General features: G+C 69.7%; 14 protein-coding genes, 1 tRNA gene and 1 pseudogene. 7 read left to right on the plus strand and 9 right to left on the minus strand.

Annotated features, from left to right (window positions below; genetic code table 11):
• Window position 1: 1 nt before the first annotated feature.
• On the plus strand, window positions 2-925 hold the full coding sequence (locus QFW81_RS02910) for a hypothetical protein (RefSeq protein ID WP_280577068.1): 924 nt from the start codon (window positions 2-4) through the stop codon (window positions 923-925).
• Window positions 926-960: 35 nt separating this feature from the next.
• Here QFW81_RS02910 and sugE read toward each other — a convergent pair whose 3' ends face one another.
• From sugE to rnr, 4 genes and pseudogenes are all read right to left on the minus strand, one after another.
• Window positions 961-1281, minus strand: coding sequence for a quaternary ammonium compound efflux SMR transporter SugE (gene sugE, locus QFW81_RS02915; RefSeq protein ID WP_280577069.1), 321 nt, complete (start codon window positions 1279-1281; stop codon window positions 961-963).
• Window positions 1282-1420: 139 nt separating this feature from the next.
• The gene (locus QFW81_RS02920; RefSeq protein ID WP_280577070.1) at window positions 1421-1678 is read right to left on the minus strand and encodes a CBU_0592 family membrane protein; all 258 of its coding nucleotides are present in this window, start codon (window positions 1676-1678) and stop codon (window positions 1421-1423) included.
• 20 nt (window positions 1679-1698) lie between these two features.
• Complete coding sequence (gene rlmB, locus QFW81_RS02925; RefSeq protein ID WP_280577071.1) at window positions 1699-2457, minus strand: 23S rRNA (guanosine(2251)-2'-O)-methyltransferase RlmB; 759 nt, start codon at window positions 2455-2457, stop codon at window positions 1699-1701.
• Between the two features lie 194 nt (window positions 2458-2651).
• Window positions 2652-4868, minus strand: a pseudogene (gene rnr / locus QFW81_RS02930) (ribonuclease R); the annotation flags it as partial.
• Window positions 4869-5163: 295 nt separating this feature from the next.
• Here rnr and QFW81_RS02935 point away from each other — a divergent pair.
• Together QFW81_RS02935 and QFW81_RS02940 are read left to right on the plus strand one after the other, a co-directional pair.
• Window positions 5164-5248: transfer RNA gene (locus QFW81_RS02935), tRNA-Leu, on the plus strand.
• 231 nt (window positions 5249-5479) lie between these two features.
• Window positions 5480-5998: a COG4315 family predicted lipoprotein gene (locus QFW81_RS02940; RefSeq protein WP_280577072.1), complete on the plus strand. Its 519-nt coding sequence runs from the start codon at window positions 5480-5482 to the stop codon at window positions 5996-5998.
• A 163-nt stretch (window positions 5999-6161) separates the two neighbouring features.
• Here the strand turns inward: QFW81_RS02940 and QFW81_RS02945 are convergent, their stop codons facing one another.
• The 5 genes from QFW81_RS02945 to QFW81_RS02965 all read right to left on the minus strand — a co-directional run bounded on the left by QFW81_RS02945 (window position 6162) and on the right by QFW81_RS02965 (window position 13376).
• Window positions 6162-6743 (minus strand): GIY-YIG nuclease family protein, encoded by a 582-nt coding sequence (locus QFW81_RS02945; RefSeq protein ID WP_280577073.1) that lies wholly within the window; start codon window positions 6741-6743, stop codon window positions 6162-6164.
• A 129-nt stretch (window positions 6744-6872) separates the two neighbouring features.
• Window positions 6873-7718, minus strand: a complete 846-nt coding sequence (locus QFW81_RS02950; protein WP_280577074.1) for an aldose 1-epimerase — start codon at window positions 7716-7718, stop codon at window positions 6873-6875.
• Window positions 7708-8727 carry a glycoside hydrolase family 43 protein gene (locus QFW81_RS02955; protein ID WP_280577075.1) on the minus strand — a complete coding sequence of 340 codons (1020 nt, stop codon included), beginning with the start codon at window positions 8725-8727 and terminating at the stop codon, window positions 7708-7710. The genes QFW81_RS02950 and QFW81_RS02955 overlap by 11 nt, the downstream gene beginning before the upstream one ends.
• A gap of 16 nt (window positions 8728-8743) precedes the next feature.
• Window positions 8744-10234 (minus strand): MFS transporter, encoded by a 1491-nt coding sequence (locus tag QFW81_RS02960; protein ID WP_280577076.1) that lies wholly within the window; start codon window positions 10232-10234, stop codon window positions 8744-8746.
• A gap of 226 nt (window positions 10235-10460) precedes the next feature.
• Window positions 10461-13376, minus strand: coding sequence for a TonB-dependent receptor (locus QFW81_RS02965; RefSeq protein ID WP_280577077.1), 2916 nt, complete (start codon window positions 13374-13376; stop codon window positions 10461-10463).
• A 385-nt stretch (window positions 13377-13761) separates the two neighbouring features.
• Between QFW81_RS02965 and QFW81_RS02970 the strand changes: the two genes are divergently transcribed.
• The 4 genes from QFW81_RS02970 (at window position 13762) to galB (ending at window position 22375) form a co-directional block, all read left to right on the plus strand.
• Window positions 13762-15066, plus strand: a complete 1305-nt coding sequence (locus QFW81_RS02970) for an MFS transporter (RefSeq protein ID WP_280577078.1) — start codon at window positions 13762-13764, stop codon at window positions 15064-15066.
• An 82-nt stretch (window positions 15067-15148) separates the two neighbouring features.
• The gene (locus tag QFW81_RS02975) at window positions 15149-18019 is read left to right on the plus strand and encodes a glycosyl hydrolase 115 family protein (RefSeq protein ID WP_280577079.1); all 2871 of its coding nucleotides are present in this window, start codon (window positions 15149-15151) and stop codon (window positions 18017-18019) included.
• An 82-nt stretch (window positions 18020-18101) separates the two neighbouring features.
• Entirely contained in the window at window positions 18102-19526 is a 1425-nt protein-coding gene (uxaC, locus tag QFW81_RS02980) for a glucuronate isomerase (RefSeq protein WP_280577080.1), read from the plus strand.
• Window positions 19527-19675: 149 nt separating this feature from the next.
• A complete protein-coding gene (gene galB, locus QFW81_RS02985) occupies window positions 19676-22375 on the plus strand; it encodes a beta-galactosidase GalB (RefSeq protein WP_425603960.1) in 2700 nt (899 codons plus the stop codon).
• Window positions 22376-22418: the final 43 nt, after the last annotated feature.

The following is a 22418-nucleotide window of genomic DNA, read 5'->3' on the forward strand; positions in this document are numbered from 1 at the left end:
AATGGCGCTCTACGACGACAGCCGCGCGAACGGTCTGCGCAAGCTCGATTCCCGGGCACTGACGTCGCGGGTCAAGCGCGCACGCACCGCGCGCGACCGGGCGCGCGACCTGGTGCAGAAGCACAAGCTGGCCTCGCGGGCCCGCACCGGCAGCAAGCGAGGCGGCAGCGGCGAGGCGAACCAGCGCAGCAAGGACAAGGCCGAGCTGATGGCCGACATCCTCAAGCGCTTCGAACAGCAGCTCAAGGACGTGCAGCGTGCGGAGCGCGACGATGCCAGGGCCGCCGCGAAGCAGGCCAAGGGCAAGTCTGCGACCCGTGCCTCCGCGTCCGGCAGGGCCAGCGGGCGCGCATCGGCCGCCAAGGCGGCGGGCAGGAAGACGGCTTCCGCGAAGAAGACTGCTGCGAAGACTGGCGCGAAGAAGACTGGCGCGAAGAGGACTGGCGCGAAGAAGACGGTTACGAAGAAGCCGGTTACGAGGAAGCAGGCTGCGAAGACCGCTGCGCCGAAGAAGGCGAGCGCGGCGGGTAAAGGTTCCGCGAGCAAGCGGGCTACCCGGACGACGACCGGCGCTGCCCGCGCCACGAAGCCCGCAGCGTCCGGGCGCACGAGGTCCGGGGGCGGATCGACGGCCGGCAGGAAGGCCTCGCGCAAGCGTCGCATCACGCCCGAGCAGGCGCTGGAGCAGACCCGCGCGCTGCTCGAAGCCAAGCAGGCGCACGATGCCGAGCCCAAGCCGTGGCAGGACCTGCCTGCCGGCCCGACCGATGCCGGCGAGCCCGGATTCCAGTCCGACGCCGCGGCTCGGCGCGCAAAGCGCCTGCACGCTGCCGAGGTCCGCCTGCCCGCCAACCAGGGCAGCATCAGCACCCGCGACCGCATCAACCAGGGCAAGCGCGATCATCGCGGCGACACCGGCGACTGATCGAACCAGCCGCCGGGCCAGCCCGGCGGCTGGACTCAGCCGGGCGTCGCGAGCTTGAGTCCGATGATGCCGGCAACGATCAACCCAAGGCTGACCAGCCGGCCCGGGTTGGCCGGCTCGCCCAGCAGCACGATGCCGAGGATGGCCGTGCCTACCGCGCCCACGCCGACCCAGATCGCGTAGGCCGTCCCCAGCGGCAGCGTCTTCATCGCCACGCCGAGCAGCCACAGGCTGACCGCCATCGCGGCCACCGTGCCGAGCGTCGGCCACGGCCGGGTGAAACCGTCGGTGTATTTCAGGCCCACCGCCCAGCCGACTTCGAACAGGCCGGCGAGCACCAGGATGATCCACGACATGGATGACCTCCATCGATCGATGGGGTCGTCCCCGAAACAGAAAAGCGCCGTCGTCGCGCCGCGGGGTCGTCCCCGGTGGCGCCATCGTCGCACGCGGGCCGCGCGGCGGGATGACCCGCGCGCAACCCGGTGTCGGCGGTCACCCTCCGCGCGGACCGGGCGCGCGCACGAGCCGGTAGCTGCACAGCAGCACCCAGCCCACCAGCAGGAAGAACAGCGGCGCCCGGAACGCAAGCCAGGCCGACGGCAGCAGCGCCGCCGACCCGAGCAATCCGAGCAGCGCCCGCCCGCGGCCGCCGTCCAGGCGCGGCGCGAACGAATGCAGGAACAGCGCCAGCAGCAGCAGGCACGCGCCCGCCAGCCCCAGCCAGTCCTGCCACAGCAGCGATGTCAGCATGCCCGGCCTCCTCGCCTTGCTCAGCCGCGCTGGCGTACCGCCTCGAACAGCGTCACGCCGGCGGCCACCGACACGTTGAGACTCTCCACGCCCGGCGAAGTTTCCACGCCCGGCATCGGAATCGACACCAGCTGGTCGCAGTGCTCGCGGGTCAGCCGGCGCAGGCCGTCCGCCTCGCCGCCGAGCACCAGCGCTACGTTGCCGGTCAGGTCGAGTGCGTACAGCGAGGCATCGGCGCCGCCCACCAGGCCGTAGATCCACACCCCGAGCTTCTGCAGCTCCGACAGCGTGCGCGAGAGGTTGGTCACGCGCACCACCGCCACGCGGTCCGCCGCACCGGCCGAGGTCTTGCGCACGGTGGCGTTGACCTGCACCGCCTTGTCCTTGGGAATCACCACCGCGGTCGCCCCGGCAGCCGCGGCGCTGCGCAGGCAGGCGCCGAGGTTGTGCGGGTCCTGCACGCCGTCGAGCACGAGCAACAGCGCGCGGCCCTGCGCCTGTTCCACCAGGCCCGGCAGGTCGCCCTCGTCGAGCGTGGTCGCGGCGGCATAACGGGCCGCCACGCCCTGGTGGCGGGTCGCGCCGGCCACGCCGTCGAGCGCCTGCTGCGCGACCCGGCGCACGTCGATGTCGCGGCGGCGCGCGAGCTGTTCGATCTCGGCCAGGCGCGGGTTCTTCGCGCCCGCCTCCACCAGCACCTCGCGCACGTGATCGGCGTCGTGCTCGACCGCCGAGGCGACCGCGTTGATGCCGACGATCCACTGGTTCTGTCTGGACATGCGTTCTGGTTCGCGAATTCGAAGGTGGGGCCGGCGCAGGCGGCCGGGCGGGGATTGTCGTCGCCGGACCGGCAGGAATCCAGTCCGGCGACAGGACATGGCGGCAGCGCGTCACGACCTGGGCGCGGACATCCAGGCGCGACGCTGGCCCCGCCCCGTGCCGCCCCTCGGAGCCACGGGCGGACCTCGCCAGGTCAGTACTTCTGCTTCTTGCGCTTCGCCGGCTGCCCGCGCGGCGGCGGCGCCTTGGCATCGCGCGATTCGGCCAGGCGGAAATCGATCTTGCGCTCCTCCAGGCTGGCCTTGAGCACCACGATCCGCGCGCGGTCGCCAAGCCGGAACTCGCGCGCGGTGCGCTCGCCGGTGAGCGTCTTGCGCACCGGATCGAAGTGGTAGTAGTCGTTGGGCAGCTGGGTCACGTGCACCAGTCCGTTGACCTTGGACTGGTCGAGCTCGATGAACAGCCCGAAGCTGGTCACGCCGCTGATGGTGCCCTCGAACTCGCCGCCCACGTGCTGCTCCATCCATGCCGCGCGGTAACGCTCGTCGACTTCGCGTTCGGCCTCGTCGGCGCGGCGCTCGCGCTCGGAACACTGCAGCGCCAGCGATGCCATCTCGCGCGGGGTGTGGAAGTTCTCGCGCTTGCCGCGCGCCAGCACGTGCTTGATCGCACGGTGCACCAGCAGGTCTGGATAGCGCCGGATCGGGGAGGTAAAATGCGCGTACGCCTGCAGCGCCAGGCCGAAGTGGCCGATATTCTCCGGCGAGTACACCGCCTGGCTCTGGCTGCGCAGGATCACCGACTCGAGCAGGGTGGCGTCGGGCCGCTCGCGCACCTTCTTGAGCAGGTTGGCGAAATCCTTGGGCTGCAGCCGGGCCCAGCCGGGCATGCGCAGCGCGAACTCCTTGAGGAATTCCAGCAGGTCGGCGTACTTGGATTCCGGCGGTTTGTCGTGGATCCGGTACGGCGCCGGAATGCCCGCGGCGAGCAGGTACTTCGCCGCCTCGACGTTGGCCGCGATCATGCATTCCTCGATCAGCTTGTGCGCGTCGTTGCGCACCAGCATGCCGGCCTGGGTGACCTCGCCGCGGTTGTCGAGCACGAACCGCACCTCGGACGATTCGAACTCGATCGCGCCGCGCCGCGCGCGTGCCTTCGCGAGCGCGTGGTACAGCTGGTGCAGACGTTCGACCTGCGGCATCAGCGCGCCCACCTGCGCGCGCGCCTCCCCGTCGCCCTCGCCCACCGCCTTCCACACCTGGGTGTAGGTCAGGCGAGCGTGCGAGTTCATCACCGCCTGGTAGAACTCGGACTCCACCACCTCTCCGTCGCGGTCGACCTGCATGTCGCAAACGAAGCACAGGCGGTCGACCTTTGGTTTGAGCGAGCAGATCCCGTTGGACAGCGTCTCGGGCAGCATCGGCACCACGAAGCCGGGGAAGTACACGCTGGTCGCGCGCAGCTGCGCCTCGTCGTCGAGCGGCGTGCCCGGACGCACGTAGCTGGAGACGTCGGCGATCGCGACCACCAGCCGGAAGCCGCGGCCGTTGGGCTCGCAGTACACCGCGTCGTCGAAGTCCTTCGCATCCTCGCCGTCGATGGTCACCAGCGGCAGCGCGCGCAGGTCGACACGGCCGGCGGCGGTGGCGGCATCGACCTCCAGCGGCACCGCCGAGGCCTCGGCCAGCACCTCGGGCGGAAATTCGTGCGGCAGTTCGTGGCCGTGGATCGCCGCCTCGACCACCAGTGACGGGGTCAGCGCATCGCCGAGCACCGCCAGCACCTTGCCGATCGGCGGCCTGCGCTCATCGGCCGGGGTGGTGATCTCGCACACCACCAGCTGCCCGTGCTGCGCCTCCAGTCGCGCGTCGGACGGGACCTGGATGTTGCGCTGGATGCGGCGGTCGTCGGGCACGACGTAGCTGATGCCCGACTCCACCGTGAAGCGCCCGATCAGCCGGTTGAGCCGGCGCTCGAGCACTTCGACGATCGCGCCCTCGCGGCGGCCGCGCCGGTCCAGGCCGGTGACGCTGGCCATGGCGCGGTCGCCATGCATCACCTTGCGCATCTGTGCCGGCGGCAGGAACAGGTCGTCGCCGACGCCGCGATCGGGGCGCAGGAAGCCGAAGCCGTCCGGGTTGGCGATCACCGTGCCGGAGATCAGGTCGAGCTGCTCGGCCGGGACGTAGCCGCCGCGGCGGTTCTGCAGCAACTGGCCGTCGCGCACCATCGCGCCGAGACGCTTGCCCAGCGCGTCGGCGCGATCGGGGGCTGCGAGGTCGAGCTGTTCGGCCAGCATCTCGGCGGTGAGCGGGCCGTCGGCCGCCGAAAGCAGGTGCAGGATCGCCTCGCGGCTGGCGATCGGTCGCTCGTAGCGCTCCGCCTCGCGCTGCGCATGCGGGTCCTGGAAGCCGCTTCCGCCCGATCCGCGCTCCCTGCGCCTTGCGCCGCCGGCGGATTTCGCGGTGGCCGCAACCTCCGGCATCCAGCCCGGCGTGGACGCCGTCTTGCGGCGGCTGTCGCCGCCCCGTCCGCCCTGCGGACCTTTTCCGGACGCGGGCGTACCGCCCCGTCCCGTGCCGCGGCCGCTGCCGCGCTTGCGTGGAGTTTTCGTCATCCGCGGCATGGTACACGCGGCCGGTCGGCGGCCCGTGCACGGACGCGTTGACTTTGGCGCAGACGCACCGCAACATACGCGGCCACCTGCCCAGGTGGCGGAATTGGTAGACGCACTAGTTTCAGGTACTAGCGGGTAAAACCGTGGAGGTTCGAGTCCTCTCCTGGGCACCAGATCGCGACCTCGGACCCCTCGGGTCCGGTCGCAGACAAGACCCCGCCTGGTGCGGGGTTTTTCATGTCCGCCATCCGTCGCCGCGGCCACGGTGCCGGGTGCTCCCGGCTGGACCTTGCGTCGACGCTCGCGCTCCTCGGAACCGGGATCGCGCCGGCACCGGATGCCTTGACCCACCGGTCACGACCGGCGGCGCAGCATCGGGCGGGATCCTTCGAAGGAGATCCGCGATGACCCCAAGGCTTGCCGTGTCCACCCTGGCCCTCGCCCTGCTCGGCGCGTGCGGCTACGACGCCACCCCGCCCGATGCGCCGCCCGACAACGAAGCGCCCGCGGCCACCGCGCCCGCACCGGCAGCGCCGGCCGCCCCGGAAACGCAAGCCGCACCCGCCCAGCCGATGCTGGTCCGCGAAGGGGATCCGCCCTACCTGGCCGATTCCAGCGGCGCGGCGCTCTATACCCTGGAGGGGAACACGGACGGCGGCGCGTGCGATACCGCCTGCGAGCAGGTCTGGCCGCCGGTCACCAGCGACACCGCGCAACCGGTCGGTGCCCAGGGCGTGGACGCTTCCGCGGTCGCCACCCTGCAGGGTCGGGACGGCCGCAATCACGTGACGTACGCGGGTCGGCCGCTCTACCGCTACGCTGGCGACCGCGGCGCCAACACCACGACGGGCGACGATGTCGAAGACGAGTGGGGCCGCTGGCAACTGGTGAGGCTGGACGGAACGCCGCCCCCCGGCAATTGAGGGGCGGCGTGCGTCAGGGCTGGTTGCGCCGCCACCCGCCATCCACGCCGCACGCAGGTGGTGAAACAGGCGCGCCCGGGGCCAGCGTTCCGCTCGATTGAGCGTGCAAGCCGGCCCGCACCACCCGACCGCCGCTAGTGGCGCATATGCATCGACCCCCGGCTCATCCCCCCAGCGGCAGATGCCAGGCGGTGCGATGCGTGCTGTAGCGCGTAACCATTGCCTCCGGTAGCGCATGCGCCACCCCGAGCCCGAGCGCGGGCCAGGCATCGAGTACGTCCACGACCCGCGACCAGTGTGTCTGCGGCAGCGGCGCGTCATCCGGCACATCGCGCAGGCAGGCCTCCGCCCACTCGTACAGGCGCGGCTCCTCGGCCTGCAACCTGGCCCGCCACCAGTCGTCGGCGGGCAGCCATGCCTGGTGTCCTGCCGCCGCCCCGGCTGCCGCTTCGGCCTGCAGCTGCGGCCACGCGCCGCGATACCACTCGGTGCCGCCGCCCGCAAGCGCGGGAACGGTCAGCGGGGCGGGTGCGCGCCAGACGCGCAGCGCGCGATGCAGGGCCGTCTCGCGCCGGCGCGCCTCCGCAACGCTGTCGAACGCCAGCAGCAGGCTGCGATCGAGATCGAAGGATTCGTAATAGCGCCTGGAGAACGCGCGCACACGCGCCAGCGGATCGACCGAGATGCCGACCTTGGCGATGTCTTCGTGGAGCAGCGGCAGGATGTAGAGATGGCAGGCAGGCATGTGGCAGGCGGGCACGGGCTGCGGTGAAGCGCCGTGCAAGCCTACGGCCGCCGCGTCCCGGGTCGTGCGACCCGATGCGACGATGCCCGCGATGCGCGTCCTGTGGCCGGCATCATCGACCCGGGACGTTCAGTCCCACGCCATCAGGCATTGAGCAGTCAGCGTTTCGCCCGGGCGCAACATCTGGCCGGGCTGCAGGTTGAACGCATCCGGCGGCGCGGTCTGGGCCTCCACGCAGGTGGCGAATTCCGTTCCGTCGTAAACGACCCAGTCGCTGCATCCGGACCACACGCGCAGCCGCTGGCCGCCACGATGCAGCACCACCTCGCGCCGGTTCACGAAGCAGTCGTCCCACGGCCCCGGGCGCACCGGGCCTGGTGGCAGGACGGCGATGCCTTCCTGATCGCGCGGGTACATGGCCTCCGGCACGAACTCGAGGCGGTCCGGCTTGAGGAACCACGGGTGCCAGCCGAGCGCGGCGGGCATCGCCTGGTCCTCCGCGATCACCGACAGCGTCAGCCGGAGTTGGCGACCCGAGATGTCGAAGCGCTGTCGCGCGATGCCGCCGAATGGCCAGCGATGGTCACGCGGCAGTCCCAGCTCGAGCGCGACGTGCTGCGCGTCCTGCCCGGTCACCTGCCAAGGCATCAGGAAGCCCACCCCATGGATCGCATGCGGGCCCAGGTTCACCGGCAACTGCCGGGCCAGGCCTTCGAATTCGAAGCGCCCATGCCGGATGCGGCCGCACCACGGCACCATCGGGTAGCAGCCCCAGGCGATCGCGGTGGTGGCGCCGTGCGCGCCGTGGGCCAGCAGCTGGTCCACGCCGTCGCATCGGATCTGTGCGATGCGACCACCCGCGGCGGCGGCGATATCGAGCTCGATGGCACCGGTGGCCAGCGTGAGCAGCGGCCCCGGTGCCAGCGGCGACGTGGGCCCCGGATCGATGCCTCCGTCCGCGGCGTCAGCCGCCATAGGGATGCAGGGTCCGGATGCGCCCCTGCGCGTCGTGTTCGATCTCCACCACCTTGGCCGAGCGCAGGTGGGTCACGCCACCGGACAGGATCGAGTCGTGGTAGTACAGCCACCAGCGGCCATCGAACTCGACGATCGACTGGTGAGTGGTCCAGCCCACCACCGGCTCCAGGATCCGGCCACGGTAGGTGAACGGCCCATACGGATCGTCGCTGGTGGCGTAGCACAGGTAGTGCGTGTTGCCGGTCGAATACGAGAGGTAATAGCGACCCGCATGGCGATGGATCCACGGCGCCTCGAAATAGCGGCGGTCGTGGTCGTCGGCACGGAGCGGTTGGCCCGCCTCGTCCAGGATCGACACCTCGCGCGGCGCTTCGGCGAACTGCCGCATGTCGTCCGTCAGCCGCGCCACGCGTGGACCGAGCGCGGGGGCATCGCCCACAGGTTCCTCGTGCGTGGCGTCGTAGCGGTTGTCGCGGTACTTCTGCAGCTGACCGCCCCAGATGCCGCCGAAGTAGATGTAGTGCGCACCATCGTCGTCGGCGAACACCGCCGGATCGATCGAATAGCTGCCGGCGATCGGCTCGGGCTCGGGCGTGAACGGGCCTTGCGGCCGGTCGCCGACCGCGACCCCGATCTGGAAGATGCCGTCGGGCCGCTTGGCCGGGAAATACAGGTAGTAGCGTCCGTCCTTCGTCGCCGCGTCGGGCGCCCACATCTGGCGTTCCGCCCAGGGCACGTCGTCCACGCTCAGGGCAACGCCGCAGTCGGTGGCGGCCGAGGTCGGCGCGTCCTGCCGCAGTACGTGGTAGTCGCGCATCTGGAAGTGGCCGCCATCGTCGTCGAACGCGGCGCCGGCCTCGATGTCGTGCGAGGGATAGATGTAGATCCGGCCCTCGAACACGTGCGCCGACGGATCGGCGGTGTAGATGTGGGTGACGAGCGGCTGCGACAGCGCCTTCGCCTTCAGCGCCTCGAGCTGTTGCGGGGTGTAGTCCTGGTCTGCCATGTCGGGCCTCCTCGGGTCAGGCGCGCTGGCCGGCGCGGCGATCGGCGAGTTCGCGCTCGATGCGCGACTCCATCGACTTGTCGATCCGGTAGAAGAACATCAGCCCCACGCCGAGCAGGAACGGCAGCGAGCAGTACACGCTCATCGAGAAGCGGATGCCGTCGACGGTGGCGGGCGACTGCAGCTCTGCGCCGGCCACGTAGTCGTAGCGGGCCAGGATCGCGGCGACGAGCGCGCCGCCTACCGCGAGACCCACCTTCAGCCCGCACAGGATGGCCGAGAAGATGATCGCGGTGGCACGTCGGTGGTTCTTCCATTCCGAGTAGTCGGCGACGTCGGCCACCATCGCCCACAGCAGCGGGATGGTGATGCCGTAGAAGAAGCCGTGCAGGATCTGCGACAGGAACACCAGGCCGATCGCGTCGGGCGGGAAGAAGTAGAACGCGAGCAGGAACAACGTGGAGACGAACAGGAACACGCCGAACACGTTGCGCTTGCCGAAGCGGTCGGCCAGGGGCTTGGAGAAACCGATGCCGACGATCATGCACAGGATGCCGCCGGCATTGAACAGGCTGAACGCGGAAGTCGGCGCATCCTCGGGCCACTGGAACGCGGTCAGCCCCATGCCGGTGAGCAGCGTGTTGAGCCCGGCGATGAAGCCGTTGAAGCCGATGTCGTCCAGGAACGTGGCCAGCGCCGGTTCGCTGAGGTAGTACTCGAAGTAGTAGACGTAGGTGCCGCCCTTCAGCGCCAGGGTGATGAACACCAGGATCGTCAGCAGCAGCATCACCAGCCAGGGCCGGTTGCCCGCCAGGTCGGCGATGTCCTGGCGCAGGTCGGACTTCTGCTCCGGCGGTGCCAGCACCCGTTCGCGCGTGGTGAAGAAGGTGATGAACAGGAAGATCGTGCCCACCACCGCGAACAGCAGCATGGTGTTGTGGAAGCCCTGCACACGGTCGCCGTCGCCCAGGATCAGCACCAGCGGCAGCAGCAGCGCCTGCACCACCAGCTGCGCGATCATCACCGCCACGAACCGGTAGGCCGACAGGCTGTTGCGATCGGACATGCTGCCGGTGAGCACGCCGCTCAGCGCCGAGTACGGCAGGTTGTTGGCCGCATACACCAGCACCAGCAGCGTGTAGGTCGCCGCGGCGTAGAAGACCTTGCCCTGCGGCCCGAGGTCGGGCGTGCTGAAGGCCAGCAACGCCAGCACGCCGAACGGCACCGCCGTCCACAGGATCCAGGGCCGGAACTTGCCCCAGCGGGTGTTGGTGCGGTCGGCCATCACCGCCACCAGCGGCGTGAACACGAAGGCGCCGAGCAGGCCGACCACGAAGATGATCGTGGCCGCGGTCCCGGCGGGGATGCGGTAGATGTCGGTGTAGAAGAAGGCCAGGAACGTCATCAACGTCTGGAAGATGAGGTTGGCCGCCAGGTCGCCGAGGCTGTAGCCGACCTTCTCGGTGACCGACAACCTGTCCGCGCGGGTGCTCTGGGCAATGCTCATGGCGATAGGAATGATCCGTGTGTCGTGCGTGTTCGTAACGATTGAAACCGGTGCGGTGCGCATGCGCCGGTATCCCCTGCAACACGGCCGCCTTCCGGCGGCCGTGTCTTGAAGGATCGCATGTTCACCGGCTCGCCGGACCACTCCCGTCGAAAAAAGTCACGACCCCCCGGCGCCTCGCGGCGCCGGGTGGGTCGTGGGGAGTAAAGCGTCTTCGCGAAACGGATCAGAAGGTGCCGCGGATACCGACCAGGAACGTCCGGCCGGGCTGGTAGATCTCGCCGGGAACGTTCGGGTAGGTGATGTAGTTGCGCGTTTCCTCGTTGGTGATGTTGAGCACGTTGAAGGTGAGCTGCGGCTCGGAGGGCAGCGACGCCAGGGTGTAGCTCGCCGACAGGTCGAACTGCCCCCGGTCCTCGCCGAAGTACTGGCCGTAGTTGATGCCGCCCTCGTTGTTGCCCACCGCACGCTGCGCCGATCCTTCGACGAAGTTGTAGGACAGGCGCACCGAAGCCAGGTCGTTCTCCCAGTAGGCGGTGGCGTTCCACATCACCGGGGCGATGCCGAACAGGTTGCCGGCCAGTTGGGCGGCTTCCTGCCCCGTCGGCTCGAGATCGATGTCGGTGTAGTTGGCCATGAACCCGAGCCCGTCGAACACCATGTCCAGCGGCTGCACCCAGATCAGCTCCCAGCCCTGGATGTCGAGTGTGGCGTCGGCATTGACCTGCTGGCGCACGTTGATCGGCGCGTCGAGCCCACCGTTCGCGTTCAGGGCCGCCAGCTGGTTCTCGGTCAGCGAATCGATCGGAATTCCCAGATCGCGGAACGGACGCACGTTGATGCCCTGGTAGGTGTAGCCCGAAACCCGCTTGTTGAACATCGTCAGTGCAACCAGGCCTTCGTCACCCGTGTACCACTCCAGGCCCAGGTCGAAGTTGGTCGACAGGTATGGCGCGAGGTTCGGATTGCCCTGGTCGGCGATCTCGGCCGACGGATCGGAGAACGTGGTCGCCGGCAGCATCGAGCGCGGATTGGGCCGGGTCATCGTGCGCGAGCTGGACAGGCGCACGACCCAGTTGTCGGCCACGTCCCACGCGGCGTTGAACGACGGCAGCCATTCATCGTACGCACTGCTCAGCGTCTGCCATTCGCGCACCCCGCCCAGCGTCACCGGTCCGGTGATGTCCTGGTCGGTGTCGACGTAGCGCACACCACCGTTGACGCGCAGGTTGCGGTTCCAGATCTCGGTTTCGCCGTTGAACTCGATGTACGCGGCAAGGCTCTTCTCGTCGAATCCGCCCGAGGCCGCACCCACCGACTGCGAGCTGCCGGATTCCGGCGCCTCGTCGAAGAAGCGTGCGTAGTCGGTGGCGTCCTTGAACGCGTCGAAGTCGACGGTGATGAAGCCGGCCGGACCGGGCCGCAGGAAGTTCGGCAGCTCACCCGGAGGCACGTTAGCGAACACGTACTCCTGCCATGCCGGGCTGTTGTCGAAGCCGGTGATCGTGCGGCGGGAGCGGTCGTGGGACACGCCGACCTTGATGTTCTGCACGTCGTCGCCGAACTGCAGGTCCGCACGCAGGCGGCCGGCCTCGGTGACGCGTTTTTCGTTGTTGAGGTTGACGCGGCCACCCGCCCAGTTCCAGCCGGCGTTGGGGTCGTTGAGGTCGAGTCCGCCCGCGGCGAAGGCCGGCGTGCCGTTGTTGGTGTAGTCGACCGTGGTGATCGGCGAGGCGGGCATGATCGTCGGCGACTCGCGGAAGAACCAGCTGCGGCTCCAGTTCGCCTGCACGTCCAGCTTCACGTCCTCGTTCTCGCCGAACCAGAAGGTGGCGCCCGGGTTGAGGTTCCAGTACTGCACTTCGTCGCGGTACGGACGCGCCTCGAGGATGAACTGGGCATTCACCAGCGTGGCGCTGGTGACCACGTTGTTCTCGTCGAGCTGCATGTTGGTCGGCAGGAAGCCCGACGGGCCGAAGGTGCGGCCGACCAGGTTCACGTCGATGCGGTCGTTCTCGTAGTTGGCGCGCGAGTACAGGCTGTCGAGGTAGAAGTGCATCCGGTCGTTCGGGCGCCACTCCAGCGAGGCCACCACGGCGTCGCGCTCGCGGTCGCCGGACATGTCCACCGGGCGCGCCAGACGCGGGAACAGCGCCTCGGTGATCTGCCCGATGGACAGGCCCGGGTTCTGCTCCATGAGCCACTGCGCGTCGATCGTGTCTCCCGGTGTCATCCCTGCCCCGATGGTCGAAGCGTTGTCGGGCACGGTGTTGGGCATCTGCAGGCTGCCGCCGCCACCCGGGTTGCATTCGACGGGGCGGTTGGTGAGCGGGTCGACGCCATCGGGCGCAGCGATTCCGCACTGCTGGTAGTTCAGGCCGGGGTTCATCCAGCCGACCGACTCCCAGCCGCGCACCGAGATACGGCTGCGCACCACCGACGCCCCGACCAGTGCGCCGAAGGTGCCCTCGTCGTTGGTCCAGGTGAACAGCGCGGAGCCGCGCGGATTGAACTTCTCGCCGATGGTGTTGTAGTCGAGCTGGCCCGAGTAGTTGAAGTGGCGCCCGGGCAGGTCGAACGGACGCATGCTGCGCATGTCGACCACGCCGGAGATGCCGCCCTCGGGCAGGCTCGCCTGCGGCGACTTGTAGACGGTGAGCTTGTTGAAGAATTCGGTCGGGAACAGGTTGAGGTCGACCTCGCGGTTCTGGTTGCCGCGGTTGAGGCCGATCGACGCGGTCGCCGCTTCGCCGCCGTTGATGAGCGTCTTGGTGAAGCTCTGCGGCAGGCCGCGGATACCGACGTTGAGGCCTTCGCCGTTGACGTCACGGTCGATCTGGATGCCTGGGATGCGCGCCAGCGATTCGGCGATGTTGGTATCCGGGAACTTGCCGATGTCCTCGGAGAAGATCGAGTCGGTGAAACCGGTCGCCTGGCGCTTGGCGTCGGTGGAGAACTGGAGGCTCTGCCGGTAGCCGGTCACCACGACCTGGTCGAGGTCGACCGCATCCTGCGCGACGGGAGCCGGCGGCGGTGTTTCCGGCGCCGGCGTAGGATCCTGCGCGATGGCCGCGCCGGCGATTCCGACCAGGGCCAGGCCCAGGGCGTGGGACAACGCTGTTCTTGCGATTCGGACTTGCACGCAACTCCCCTCCCGCTGATGGTGGCCGACGCCTGTGTTCGCGTCGTGACACCGGTGGACTGTGATGCCTCGTGCCCCCGAAGGGACGCTTGCACGACACGCCCTGCGGGAGTGGCGGCCGGATGGTAGCGCTATCAAGTCAGCCACTACACGCTGCGTCGCAACATGCATCGGCGATGTGAGAAAACGCAGAAAAACGCGGTACGTAACGACAGCGTTGTCGTCTGCCCAATGACAGCGGCAGGTTGCATGTGCACCTGTGGCTCACGCGATGGCGAATGTGTTACTGATAGCGCTATCACGTAACGCCGGGGAGAGCATCGATGTCATCTGCACGCATTGGCCCGACGGGCGCCCATGCCGCTGCGGCGCGGATGCGCCACGCATGAGCGACGCAACCGCTTCCCCGATGCCGGCGACCGCCGGTATCAGCCGGTACCGCTGGGTCATCTGCGCCCTGCTGTTCTTCGCCACCACCATCAACTACGTGGACCGTGCGGTACTCGGCGTGCTCGCACCGACGCTGGTGGACGAGTTCGGATGGAGCGAGCAGCACTATGGCGTGATCAGCGCCTCGTTCACCCTCGCCTATGCCATCGGCTTCCTGTTCGCCGGCTGGTTCATCGATCGCGTCGGTACGCGCGTGGGCTACAGCGTGTACCTGACCGTCTGGTCGCTGGCCGCCGCCGCACACGCGTTCGCCAGGTCGGTGGTCGGTTTCAGCGTGGCGCGCTTCGCGCTCGGACTCGGCGAATCGGGCAATTTTCCGGCCGCGGTCAAGACCGTCGCGGAATGGTTTCCCAAACGCGAGCGGGCGTTTGCCACCGGTGTCTTCAACGCGGGATCCAACATCGGCGCGATCGTCGCACCTCTCGTGGTGCCCTGGCTGGCGCTGACCTGGGGCTGGCGCACGGCGTTCGTGGTCACCGGACTGGCGGGTCTGGTGTGGCTGGCATTCTGGTTGCCCGTCTACCGTCGCCCGGCCGAACATCCGAAGGTATCGCCCGGCGAACTGGCGCTGATCGAGAGCGATCCGCCCGATCCGCCGGGCAAGGTGTCGTGGTCGCAGCTGCTGCGCTTCCGGCAGACCTGGGCCTTTACCGGCGGCAAGTTCCTCAGCGATTCGGTGTGGTGGTTCTACCTGTTCTGGTTCCCGATGTTCATGGCCGACCGCTTCGGCGTGGACCTGCGCACGATCGGACTGCCGATGGTGACGGTGTTCCTGCTGGCCGACGTCGGCTCGGTCGGCGGCGGCTGGTTCAGCTCGTTCCTGATGAAGCGCGGCTGGAGCGCGAACCGCGCGCGCAAGACGGCGATGCTGATCTGCGCGCTGTGCATCCTGCCCGTGGTGTTCGCGCCCCACGTCGAAGGCCAATGGGTCGCGGTCTGGCTGATCGGCCTGGCCGCGGCTTCGCACCAGGGCTTCTCCGCGAACCTGTTCACGCTGACGTCCGACATGTTCCCCCGCTCCGCGGTCGCGTCGGTGGTCGGCATCGGTGGATTCGCCGGGGCGATGGGCGGCTTCTTCATGAACCTCGGCGCCGGCTGGCTGCGGCAGTACACCGGCAGCTATGCGGCGATGTTCCTGATGGCCGGCTTCGCCTACCTGGCCGCGCTGTTGCTCATCCACGTGCTGGCGCCGCGACTGGAACCGGTGCGGCTGGACACCGCAGGCACCGCAAGGACCTGATCGCGGTCCACGTGCCGCGCCCGTCTGCGTCGCACGAACGATCGCCCCACGCCCTCCCTCCGCCATGAGGACAACCTGCTCGATGAGAGCCTCGCCATTCTTCCTGATCGCCGCACTCTCCTGGGTGCTCGTTGCGGTTCCCGGGGTCGCGTCCGGCGCATCCGACTGCCGCGCGCCCGCGGCCGTGTGCGAGGCGCGCGGCAGCGGCAGCCTGGCGCTGATCGAAGGCGGAGTTCCGGTGGCCGTGCTGGTCGATGCCGGCGACTTCGCTGCCGTGCGCCGCGCCGCCGACGCGCTGCGCGAGGACCTGCAGGCAGTGTCCGGCGGCGCCCCGGCCGCCGGTGCGCCGCGCACCGCGATCATCGCCGGCACCCTGGGCCACAGCGCGCGCATCGACCGCATCGTGCGCGAGCGCGGTATCGACGTCTCAGGCGTCGAGGGCGTGTGGGAAGGCTACCTGCTGCAGGTGGTCGAGGCGCCCGAGCCCGGCATCGCGCGCGCGCTCGTCGTGGTCGGCGCGGACCGCCGCGGCACTGCGTTCGGCCTGTACGAGCTGTCGCGCCGCATCGGGGTCTCGCCCTGGACCTGGTGGGCGGACGTGCCGCCACCGCGCCGCACCTCGCTGCACGCCGCGCCGGGCCGCTTCGTCGATGCGCCGAAGGTGAAGTACCGCGGCATCTTCATCAACGACGAGGAGCCCGCGCTCGGCGGCTGGTCGCGCGCGACCTTCGGCGGCACCAACCACCGCTTCTACGAGCGCGTGTTCCAGCTGATCCTGCGCCACAAGGCCAACTACCTGTGGCCGGCGATGTGGCAGCCGCGCGCGTTCTACGACGACGACCCGCGCAACGCCGAACTGGCCGACGAATACGGGGTGGTGATCGCGACCAGCCACCACGAGCCGATGATGCGGGCGCACGACGAGTGGTCGCGCTACGGCAAGGGTCCGTGGGACTACACCCGCAATGCCGAGACGCTGCAGCGGTTCTGGCGCGGCGGCATCGAACGCCTGCAGGGCCGCGAGGCCGTGGTGACGCTGGGCATGCGTGGCGACGGCGACGAGGCGATGACCGAGGGTACCGCCACCGCCCTGCTCGAACGCATCGTCGCCGACCAGCGCCGGATCATCGGCGACGTGACCGGCAAACCGGTGGAGAACACGCCGCAGGTCTGGGCGCTGTACAAGGAAGTGCAGGACTACTACGACGCCGGGATGCGCGTGCCCGACGACGTGACCCTGCTGTTCGCCGACGACAACTGGGGCAACATCCGTCGCCTGCCCGACCCGGCCGCGACGCGCCCCGGCGGCTACGGCGTGTACTACCACTTCGACTACGTCGGCGGTCCGCGCAACTACAAGTGGCTCAACACCACCCAGGTCGAGCGCGCGTGGGAGCAGATGCGACTGGCGTGGGCACATGGCGTGGAGCGCGTGTGGGTCGTCAACGTGGGCGACATCAAGCCGATGGAGCTGCCCATCAGCGCCTTCCTGGACCAGGCCTGGAATCCGGATGCGGCGGATCTCGACTGGATCAGCGGTTACCCGATGGCGTGGGCGGCCGAACAGTTCGGCGCCGGACATGCGCGCGAGATCGGCGACATCGTGACCCGTTACACGCAGTACAACGCGCGCCGCAAGCCGGAACTGCTCGACGCCGACACCTGGAGCCTGCTGCACGATGGCGAGGCCGAGCGCGTGATCGGCGAATGGGATGCGCTGGAACAACGCACGCTCGCACTCGCCAGGCGCATCCCGGACAGCCACCGCGACGCGTGGGTGCAGCTGGTCGAGTACCCGGTGCTGGCCAGCGCCAACCTCAATCACCTTTACATCGCGGTGGCCCGCAACCGCCTGTACGCGGCCCAGGGCCGTGCGTCCGCCAACCGCTGGGCGGACGAGGCGCTGCGACGGTTCGAGCGCGATGCCGAACTGCAGCGCGCGTACGAACACGACGTCGCCGACGGCAAGTGGGTGCACATGATGTCGCAGGTGCGCATCGGCTACACCCACTGGCAGCAGCCCGAGCGCAACATCCTGCCGCCGCTGGCGCGGGTCGACGTGCCCGCGCGTGGCGTCACCGGGGTCGCGATCGAAGGCGATCCGCGCCGCTGGCCGCGGCCGGCCAGCTCGCCGCGGCTGGCGGCTCTCGATCCGGCAGGCGCGCCTTCGCGCGCGGTGGTGGTCTTCAACGGCGGGCGCGAAGCCGTGGAATTCAGCGCGAGATCGTCGCAACCCTGGTTGAAGGTGGCACCGGCGCAGGGCAAGGTCGACGACATCCAGCCGCTGTCGCTGTCGGTCGACTGGTCGAAGCTGCCGGAAGGTGAGCACGAGGCGGTCGTGGCCATCCGCGGCAGCGATCGCACCGAGGTCTACGTGCAGGTGCCGGTGCGCAAGCCGCCCTCGCATCGCGGCGCGCGCGGCTTCGTGGAGGGCGACGGCGTGGTCGCGGTCGAAGCGGCGCAGCACACCCGTGCGGTGCCGCCGCCCCGCGGGCAGTGGCAGGAGATCCCCAACCTGGGGCGCACGGGGTCGGGCATGACCGTCTGGCCGGCCGTCGGCGGCGCCCTGGAGCCTGGTGGCGAAGGCGCGCGGCTGGAGTATCCGCTGGTGCTCGATGCGTCCGGCGAGGTCGAGGTGCGCGTGGTGCTGGCGCCGACCCTGGACATCCGCAACCGCGGCGGCCTGCGCTACGCGGTCTCGATCGGCGACGAACCTCCGCAGGTGGTCACGATGCGGCTGGACCCGACGCCCGGCGATCGCGATTTCCAGGCCTGGGAACGCGCGGTGATCGATTATTCGCATGTCGCCCGCTCGCACCACGCGGCATCGGCCGGCGCCAACATCCTCAGGCTCTGGCCCGTCGACCCGGGGCTCGTGTTCCAGCGGATCGAGGTCGTCACCGACCCGCGTCCGCGCGGGACGCTCGGCCCGGTCGGGAGCACCACCCGCTGATGCCGCCAGCCCCGCTGCCCCGCTCCGCGCGCGAGGATGCCCGCGCGACCCGCACCAACGACAACGGAACACGTCCTGCCACATGAACACCGCCGCCAAGCCCCTGCACCTGCACGAAGACCGCCTGTTCCCGTCCGATCCGACCCAGCGCGCGATCGCGCGGCGGCTGTACGCGCAGGTATGCGGGCTACCGATCGTCAGCCCGCACGGCCACACCGACCCGCAGTGGTGGGCGGACGACGCGGCGTTCGCCAATGCCACCGAACTGCTGCTGGTCCCGGACCACTATGTGTTCCGCATGCTCTACAGCCAGGGCATCGGCCTGGACGCGCTGGGCATCCCGCGCGCCGATGGCTCGCGTGCCGAAGTCGACCCGCGCGAGGCCTGGCGCGTGTTCGCGCGCAACGTGCACCTGTTCCGCGGCACGCCCTCGTCGCTGTGGCTCGACCACGTGTTCGCCGAGGTCTTCGGCCTGGGCGTTCGCCTGGACGCGGGCACCGCCGACCACCATTACGACGCGATCACCGATGCGCTGCAGACCGCCGCGTTCCGCCCGCGCGCGCTGTTCGAGCGTTTCAACATCGAGGTCATCGCCACCACCGAGTCGCCACTCGATCCGCTGGCCCACCACCAGGCGATCCGCGACAGCGGCTGGGGCGGCCGCGTGGTCACCGCGTATCGTCCCGACCCGGTGATCGATCCCGAGCACGAACAGTTCCGGCCCGCGCTGGAGCGCTTCGGCGAGATCACCGGCGAGAACGTCTACGACTGGGATGGCTACCTGCGCGCCCACCAGCAGCGGCGCGCGTACTTCGCCGCGATGGGCGCGACTTCCACCGACCACGGGCACCCCAGCTGTGCGACCGCCGATCTCGCGCCGGCGCAGGCACGCGCGCTGTTCACGCGCATCGTCACCGGGAAGGCCACGCCTGAGGACGCGGAGCTGTTCCGCGCCCAGATGCTGACCGAGATGGCGGCGATGAGCCTGGACGACGGCCTGGTGATGCAGATCCATCCCGGCAGTTTCCGCAACCACAATCGCTTCCTGTTCGAGCGCTACGGGCGCGACAAGGGCGCCGACATTCCCATGCGCACCGACTACGTGCATGCGCTCAAGCCGCTGCTCGACCGCTTCGGAAACGAAGCGGGCTTCCGCCTGATCGTGTTCACGCTCGACGAGAGCAGTTACGCGCGCGAGCTCGCGCCGCTGGCCGGCCACTGGCCGTGCCTGTTCCTCGGCCCCGCCTGGTGGTTCCACGACTCGCCGGAGGGAATGTGGCGTTTCCGCGAGCAGACCCTGGGCACCGCGGGCTTCTACAACACGGTCGGATTCAACGACGACACGCGCGCGTTCCTGTCGATCCCGGCGCGGCACGACGTCGCCCGCCGCATCGACTGCGCGGTGTTGGCGAAGCTGGTCGCGGAGCATCGCATCGATGAGGACGATGCGGCGGAGGTCGCGATCGACCTCGCCTACCGCCTGCCGAAGCAGGCCTACCGGCTGTGAGCGCGAAGGCGCGAAGCGCGGATCGCGCAGCTACGGCGACCCGCGCGCACGCGTTGGCCCGCGTTCCCCTCACGAGCATCGCGACCGCTGGGGGATCCGGTTCCCGCATCGGTGGGGCCAGCTGGAGGCGCGTGGTCGCCCTGGCGGGGATGCTGATGTGGGGCATCGCGTCGTCGGTCTCCGCTTCCGCCGCCGAGGTCTCGCCGCGCGACCGCATCCGCCTCGATGCCGGCTGGCGCTTCCACCCGGGCGACCCGCCCGGCATCGACGGCCGACTCGATTACGACGTGCGGCCCGAGGTCGTCCGCAGCGCCGACGGCAAGGTCGCCGACGCGCGTCCCGACGAGGCGGTGCGCATTGCTGCCGACCGCCCCGTGCTCAAGCCCTGGATCCTGCCGACCGCGAACCGCTTCATCCGCGATCCCGCGGCGCGACACGTGCGCCCGCGCGCGGAGCCGTCCATCGGCGACGTCCCGTTCCTCGATGCCGGCTTCGACGACAGCGGTTGGACGCCGGTGACCCTGCCGCACGACTGGGCGATCGCCGGGCCGTTCATCGCCGAAGGCCCGTACGGTGGCATGGGCCGGCTGCCGAGCTGGGGCATCGGCTGGTACCGGCGCACCCTCGACATCCCGGCGACGCATGCGGGACGACGCGTGTACCTCGATGTCGATGGCGCGATGTCGTACGCGAGCGTGTGGCTCAACGGCGCGCTCGTGGGCGGATGGCCGTACGGCTACAACAGCTGGCGCGTGGACCTGACGCCGTACGTGGCCTTCGGCGGAGTGAACCAGCTCGCGATCCGGCTCGACAATCCGCCCGAATCCGCACGCTGGTATCCGGGCGGCGGGCTGTACCGCGACGTGTGGCTCACCACGACCGCACCGGTGCATGTCGCACAGTGGGGCACCACGGTGACCACGCCCGAGGTCTCGGAGGCCTCCGCGAACGTGCACGTCCGGGTGGAGATCGACAACACCACCGATGCCCCCGTGCGGGTGCAGGTGGAGACCGCGCTGCACGTGCTCGGCGAGGAAGGCAAGCCGCAGGCGGAACCCGTTGCCCGCATTCCCGCCCTCGGCGTCGACGTGGTCGCCGGCGGCACCACGGCCGTCACCTCCGGCACGCGGATCGACCGGCCCCGGCTGTGGGGGCCGCCCCCGAACCAGCAGCCGCACCGCTATGTCGCCGTCACCACCCTCCTGCGCGATGGCGAAGTGGTGGATCGTGTCGAAACGCGTTTCGGCATCCGTCGCCTCGAATTCGACCCCGACCGCGGCGTGGTGGTCAACGGCGAGCACCTGCCCCTGCGCGGCGTGAACCAGCACCACGACCTGGGCGCGCTCGGCGCCGCGTTCAACGTCCGCGCCGCGCAGCGGCAGCTCGAGATCCTGCGCGGCATGGGCGTCAACGCGATCCGCATGGCGCACAACCCGCCCGACCCCCAGCTGCTCGAACTCACCGACCGCATGGGCTTTCTGGTCGTCGACGAGGTGTTCGACTCCTGGGAGAAGAAGAAGACGCCGCTCGATTTCCATCTGATCTTCCCCGACTGGCACGAAGCCGACCTGCGCGCGATGCTGCGCCGCGACCGCAACCATCCTTCCGTGATCCTGTGGAGCGTGGGCAACGAGGTCGGCGAGCAGTACGACGGCGAGGCCGGCGCGGCGATCGGCCGGCGGCTGGTGCGGATCGTGCGCGAGGAGGATCCCACCCGCCCCACCACCGCGTCGATGAACTGGGCCAAGGCCGACATGCCCTTCCCCGCCGCGTTCGACGTGGTCAACCTCAACTACCAGGGCGAAGGCATCCGCCAGGAACCGGAGTTCGAGGGGACCGAACGCATCCGCACGCCGCCCTCGTACCCGGCGTTCCGCGCCGCGTTCCCGGACAAGGTGCTCATGGGCAGCGAGACCGCCTCGGCGGCCAGCAGTCGCGGCGTCTACCTGTTCCCGGTGACCCCGCGCAACAGTGCGCCGATCCGCGACGACAACGGCGGCGGTGATGCCGCCCGCCAGCACGTCAGCGCCTACGAACTGCACGCCGTCGACTTCGGCTCCAGCGCCGACCGCGTGTTCGCCACGCTCGACCGCAATCCCTACGTGGCCGGCGAATTCGTCTGGAACGGCTTCGACTACCTCGGCGAGCCCACGCCCTACTATTCCGCGCGCAGTTCCTACACCGGCATCGTCGATCTCGCCGGCTTCCCGAAGGACCGCTACTACCTCTACCAGTCGCGCTGGCGCCCGGATCTGCCCATGGCCCACATCCTGCCGCACTGGAACTGGCCGGGCCGCGAGGGCGAGGTGACGCCGGTGCACGTGTTCACCAGCGGCGACGAAGGCGAGCTGTTCGTCAACGGCGTCTCGCAGGGGCGCAAGCGCAAGGGCCAGTCCGAGTACCGCCTGCGCTGGGACGAGGTGGTCTATCAGCCCGGTGAGGTGCGCGTGCGGACCTGGCGCGATGGCGCCCCGTGGGCGGAGGCCCGGGTGGAGACGACCGGCGCGCCGGCACGGCTTGCGCTCGAGGCCGATCGCGACCGCATCGGCAACGACGGCCGCGACCTGTCCTTCGTGACCCTGCGCGTGCTCGACGCGCAGGGCCGCGCGATCCGGAATGCCGAAAACCTCGTGCAGTTCGAGGTCGAAGGCCCGGTCGAACTCGTCGCCACAGACAACGGCGATCCGCGCGACCTCACCGCCTTCCCCTCGCCTGCGCGCAAGGCCTTCAGCGGACTGGCGCTGGCGATCGTCCGCGGCCGCGCCGGGGAATCGGGCACCGCCACCGTGCGCGTACGCTCCGAGGGTCTGGCGCCGGCGGAACTGCGCCTCCACGTCGGCGCTCCGTGATGGAACGAGCCGAGCCACGAACCCCAGGCCGCCGCCCACCGGA

It is taken from the genome of Luteimonas kalidii (assembly GCF_029887935.1).
In the GTDB taxonomy this organism is placed as follows: Bacteria; Pseudomonadota; Gammaproteobacteria; order Xanthomonadales; family Xanthomonadaceae; genus Luteimonas; species Luteimonas kalidii.

Bases quoted from the DNA above. Each gene is read 5' to 3' on its own strand.
- QFW81_RS02955 (WP_280577075.1), bottom strand. From the start codon at position 8,727: ATGGCAGACCAGGACTACACCCCGCAACAGCTCGAGGCGCTGAAGGCG.
- QFW81_RS02945 (WP_280577073.1), bottom strand. From the start codon at position 6,743: ATGCCTGCCTGCCATCTCTACATCCTGCCGCTGCTCCACGAAGACATC.
- QFW81_RS02975 (WP_280577079.1), top strand. From the start codon at position 15,149: ATGAGAGCCTCGCCATTCTTCCTGATCGCCGCACTCTCCTGGGTGCTC.
- QFW81_RS02910 (WP_280577068.1), top strand. From the start codon at position 2: ATGGCGCTCTACGACGACAGCCGCGCGAACGGTCTGCGCAAGCTCGAT.
- sugE (WP_280577069.1), bottom strand. From the start codon at position 1,281: ATGTCGTGGATCATCCTGGTGCTCGCCGGCCTGTTCGAAGTCGGCTGG.
- QFW81_RS02940 (WP_280577072.1), top strand. From the start codon at position 5,480: ATGACCCCAAGGCTTGCCGTGTCCACCCTGGCCCTCGCCCTGCTCGGC.
- uxaC (WP_280577080.1), top strand. From the start codon at position 18,102: ATGAACACCGCCGCCAAGCCCCTGCACCTGCACGAAGACCGCCTGTTC.
- QFW81_RS02970 (WP_280577078.1), top strand. From the start codon at position 13,762: ATGAGCGACGCAACCGCTTCCCCGATGCCGGCGACCGCCGGTATCAGC.
- QFW81_RS02960 (WP_280577076.1), bottom strand. From the start codon at position 10,234: ATGAGCATTGCCCAGAGCACCCGCGCGGACAGGTTGTCGGTCACCGAG.
- QFW81_RS02950 (WP_280577074.1), bottom strand. From the start codon at position 7,718: ATGGCGGCTGACGCCGCGGACGGAGGCATCGATCCGGGGCCCACGTCG.
- galB (WP_425603960.1), top strand. From the start codon at position 19,676: ATGCTGATGTGGGGCATCGCGTCGTCGGTCTCCGCTTCCGCCGCCGAG.
- QFW81_RS02920 (WP_280577070.1), bottom strand. From the start codon at position 1,678: ATGCTGACATCGCTGCTGTGGCAGGACTGGCTGGGGCTGGCGGGCGCG.
- rlmB (WP_280577071.1), bottom strand. From the start codon at position 2,457: ATGTCCAGACAGAACCAGTGGATCGTCGGCATCAACGCGGTCGCCTCG.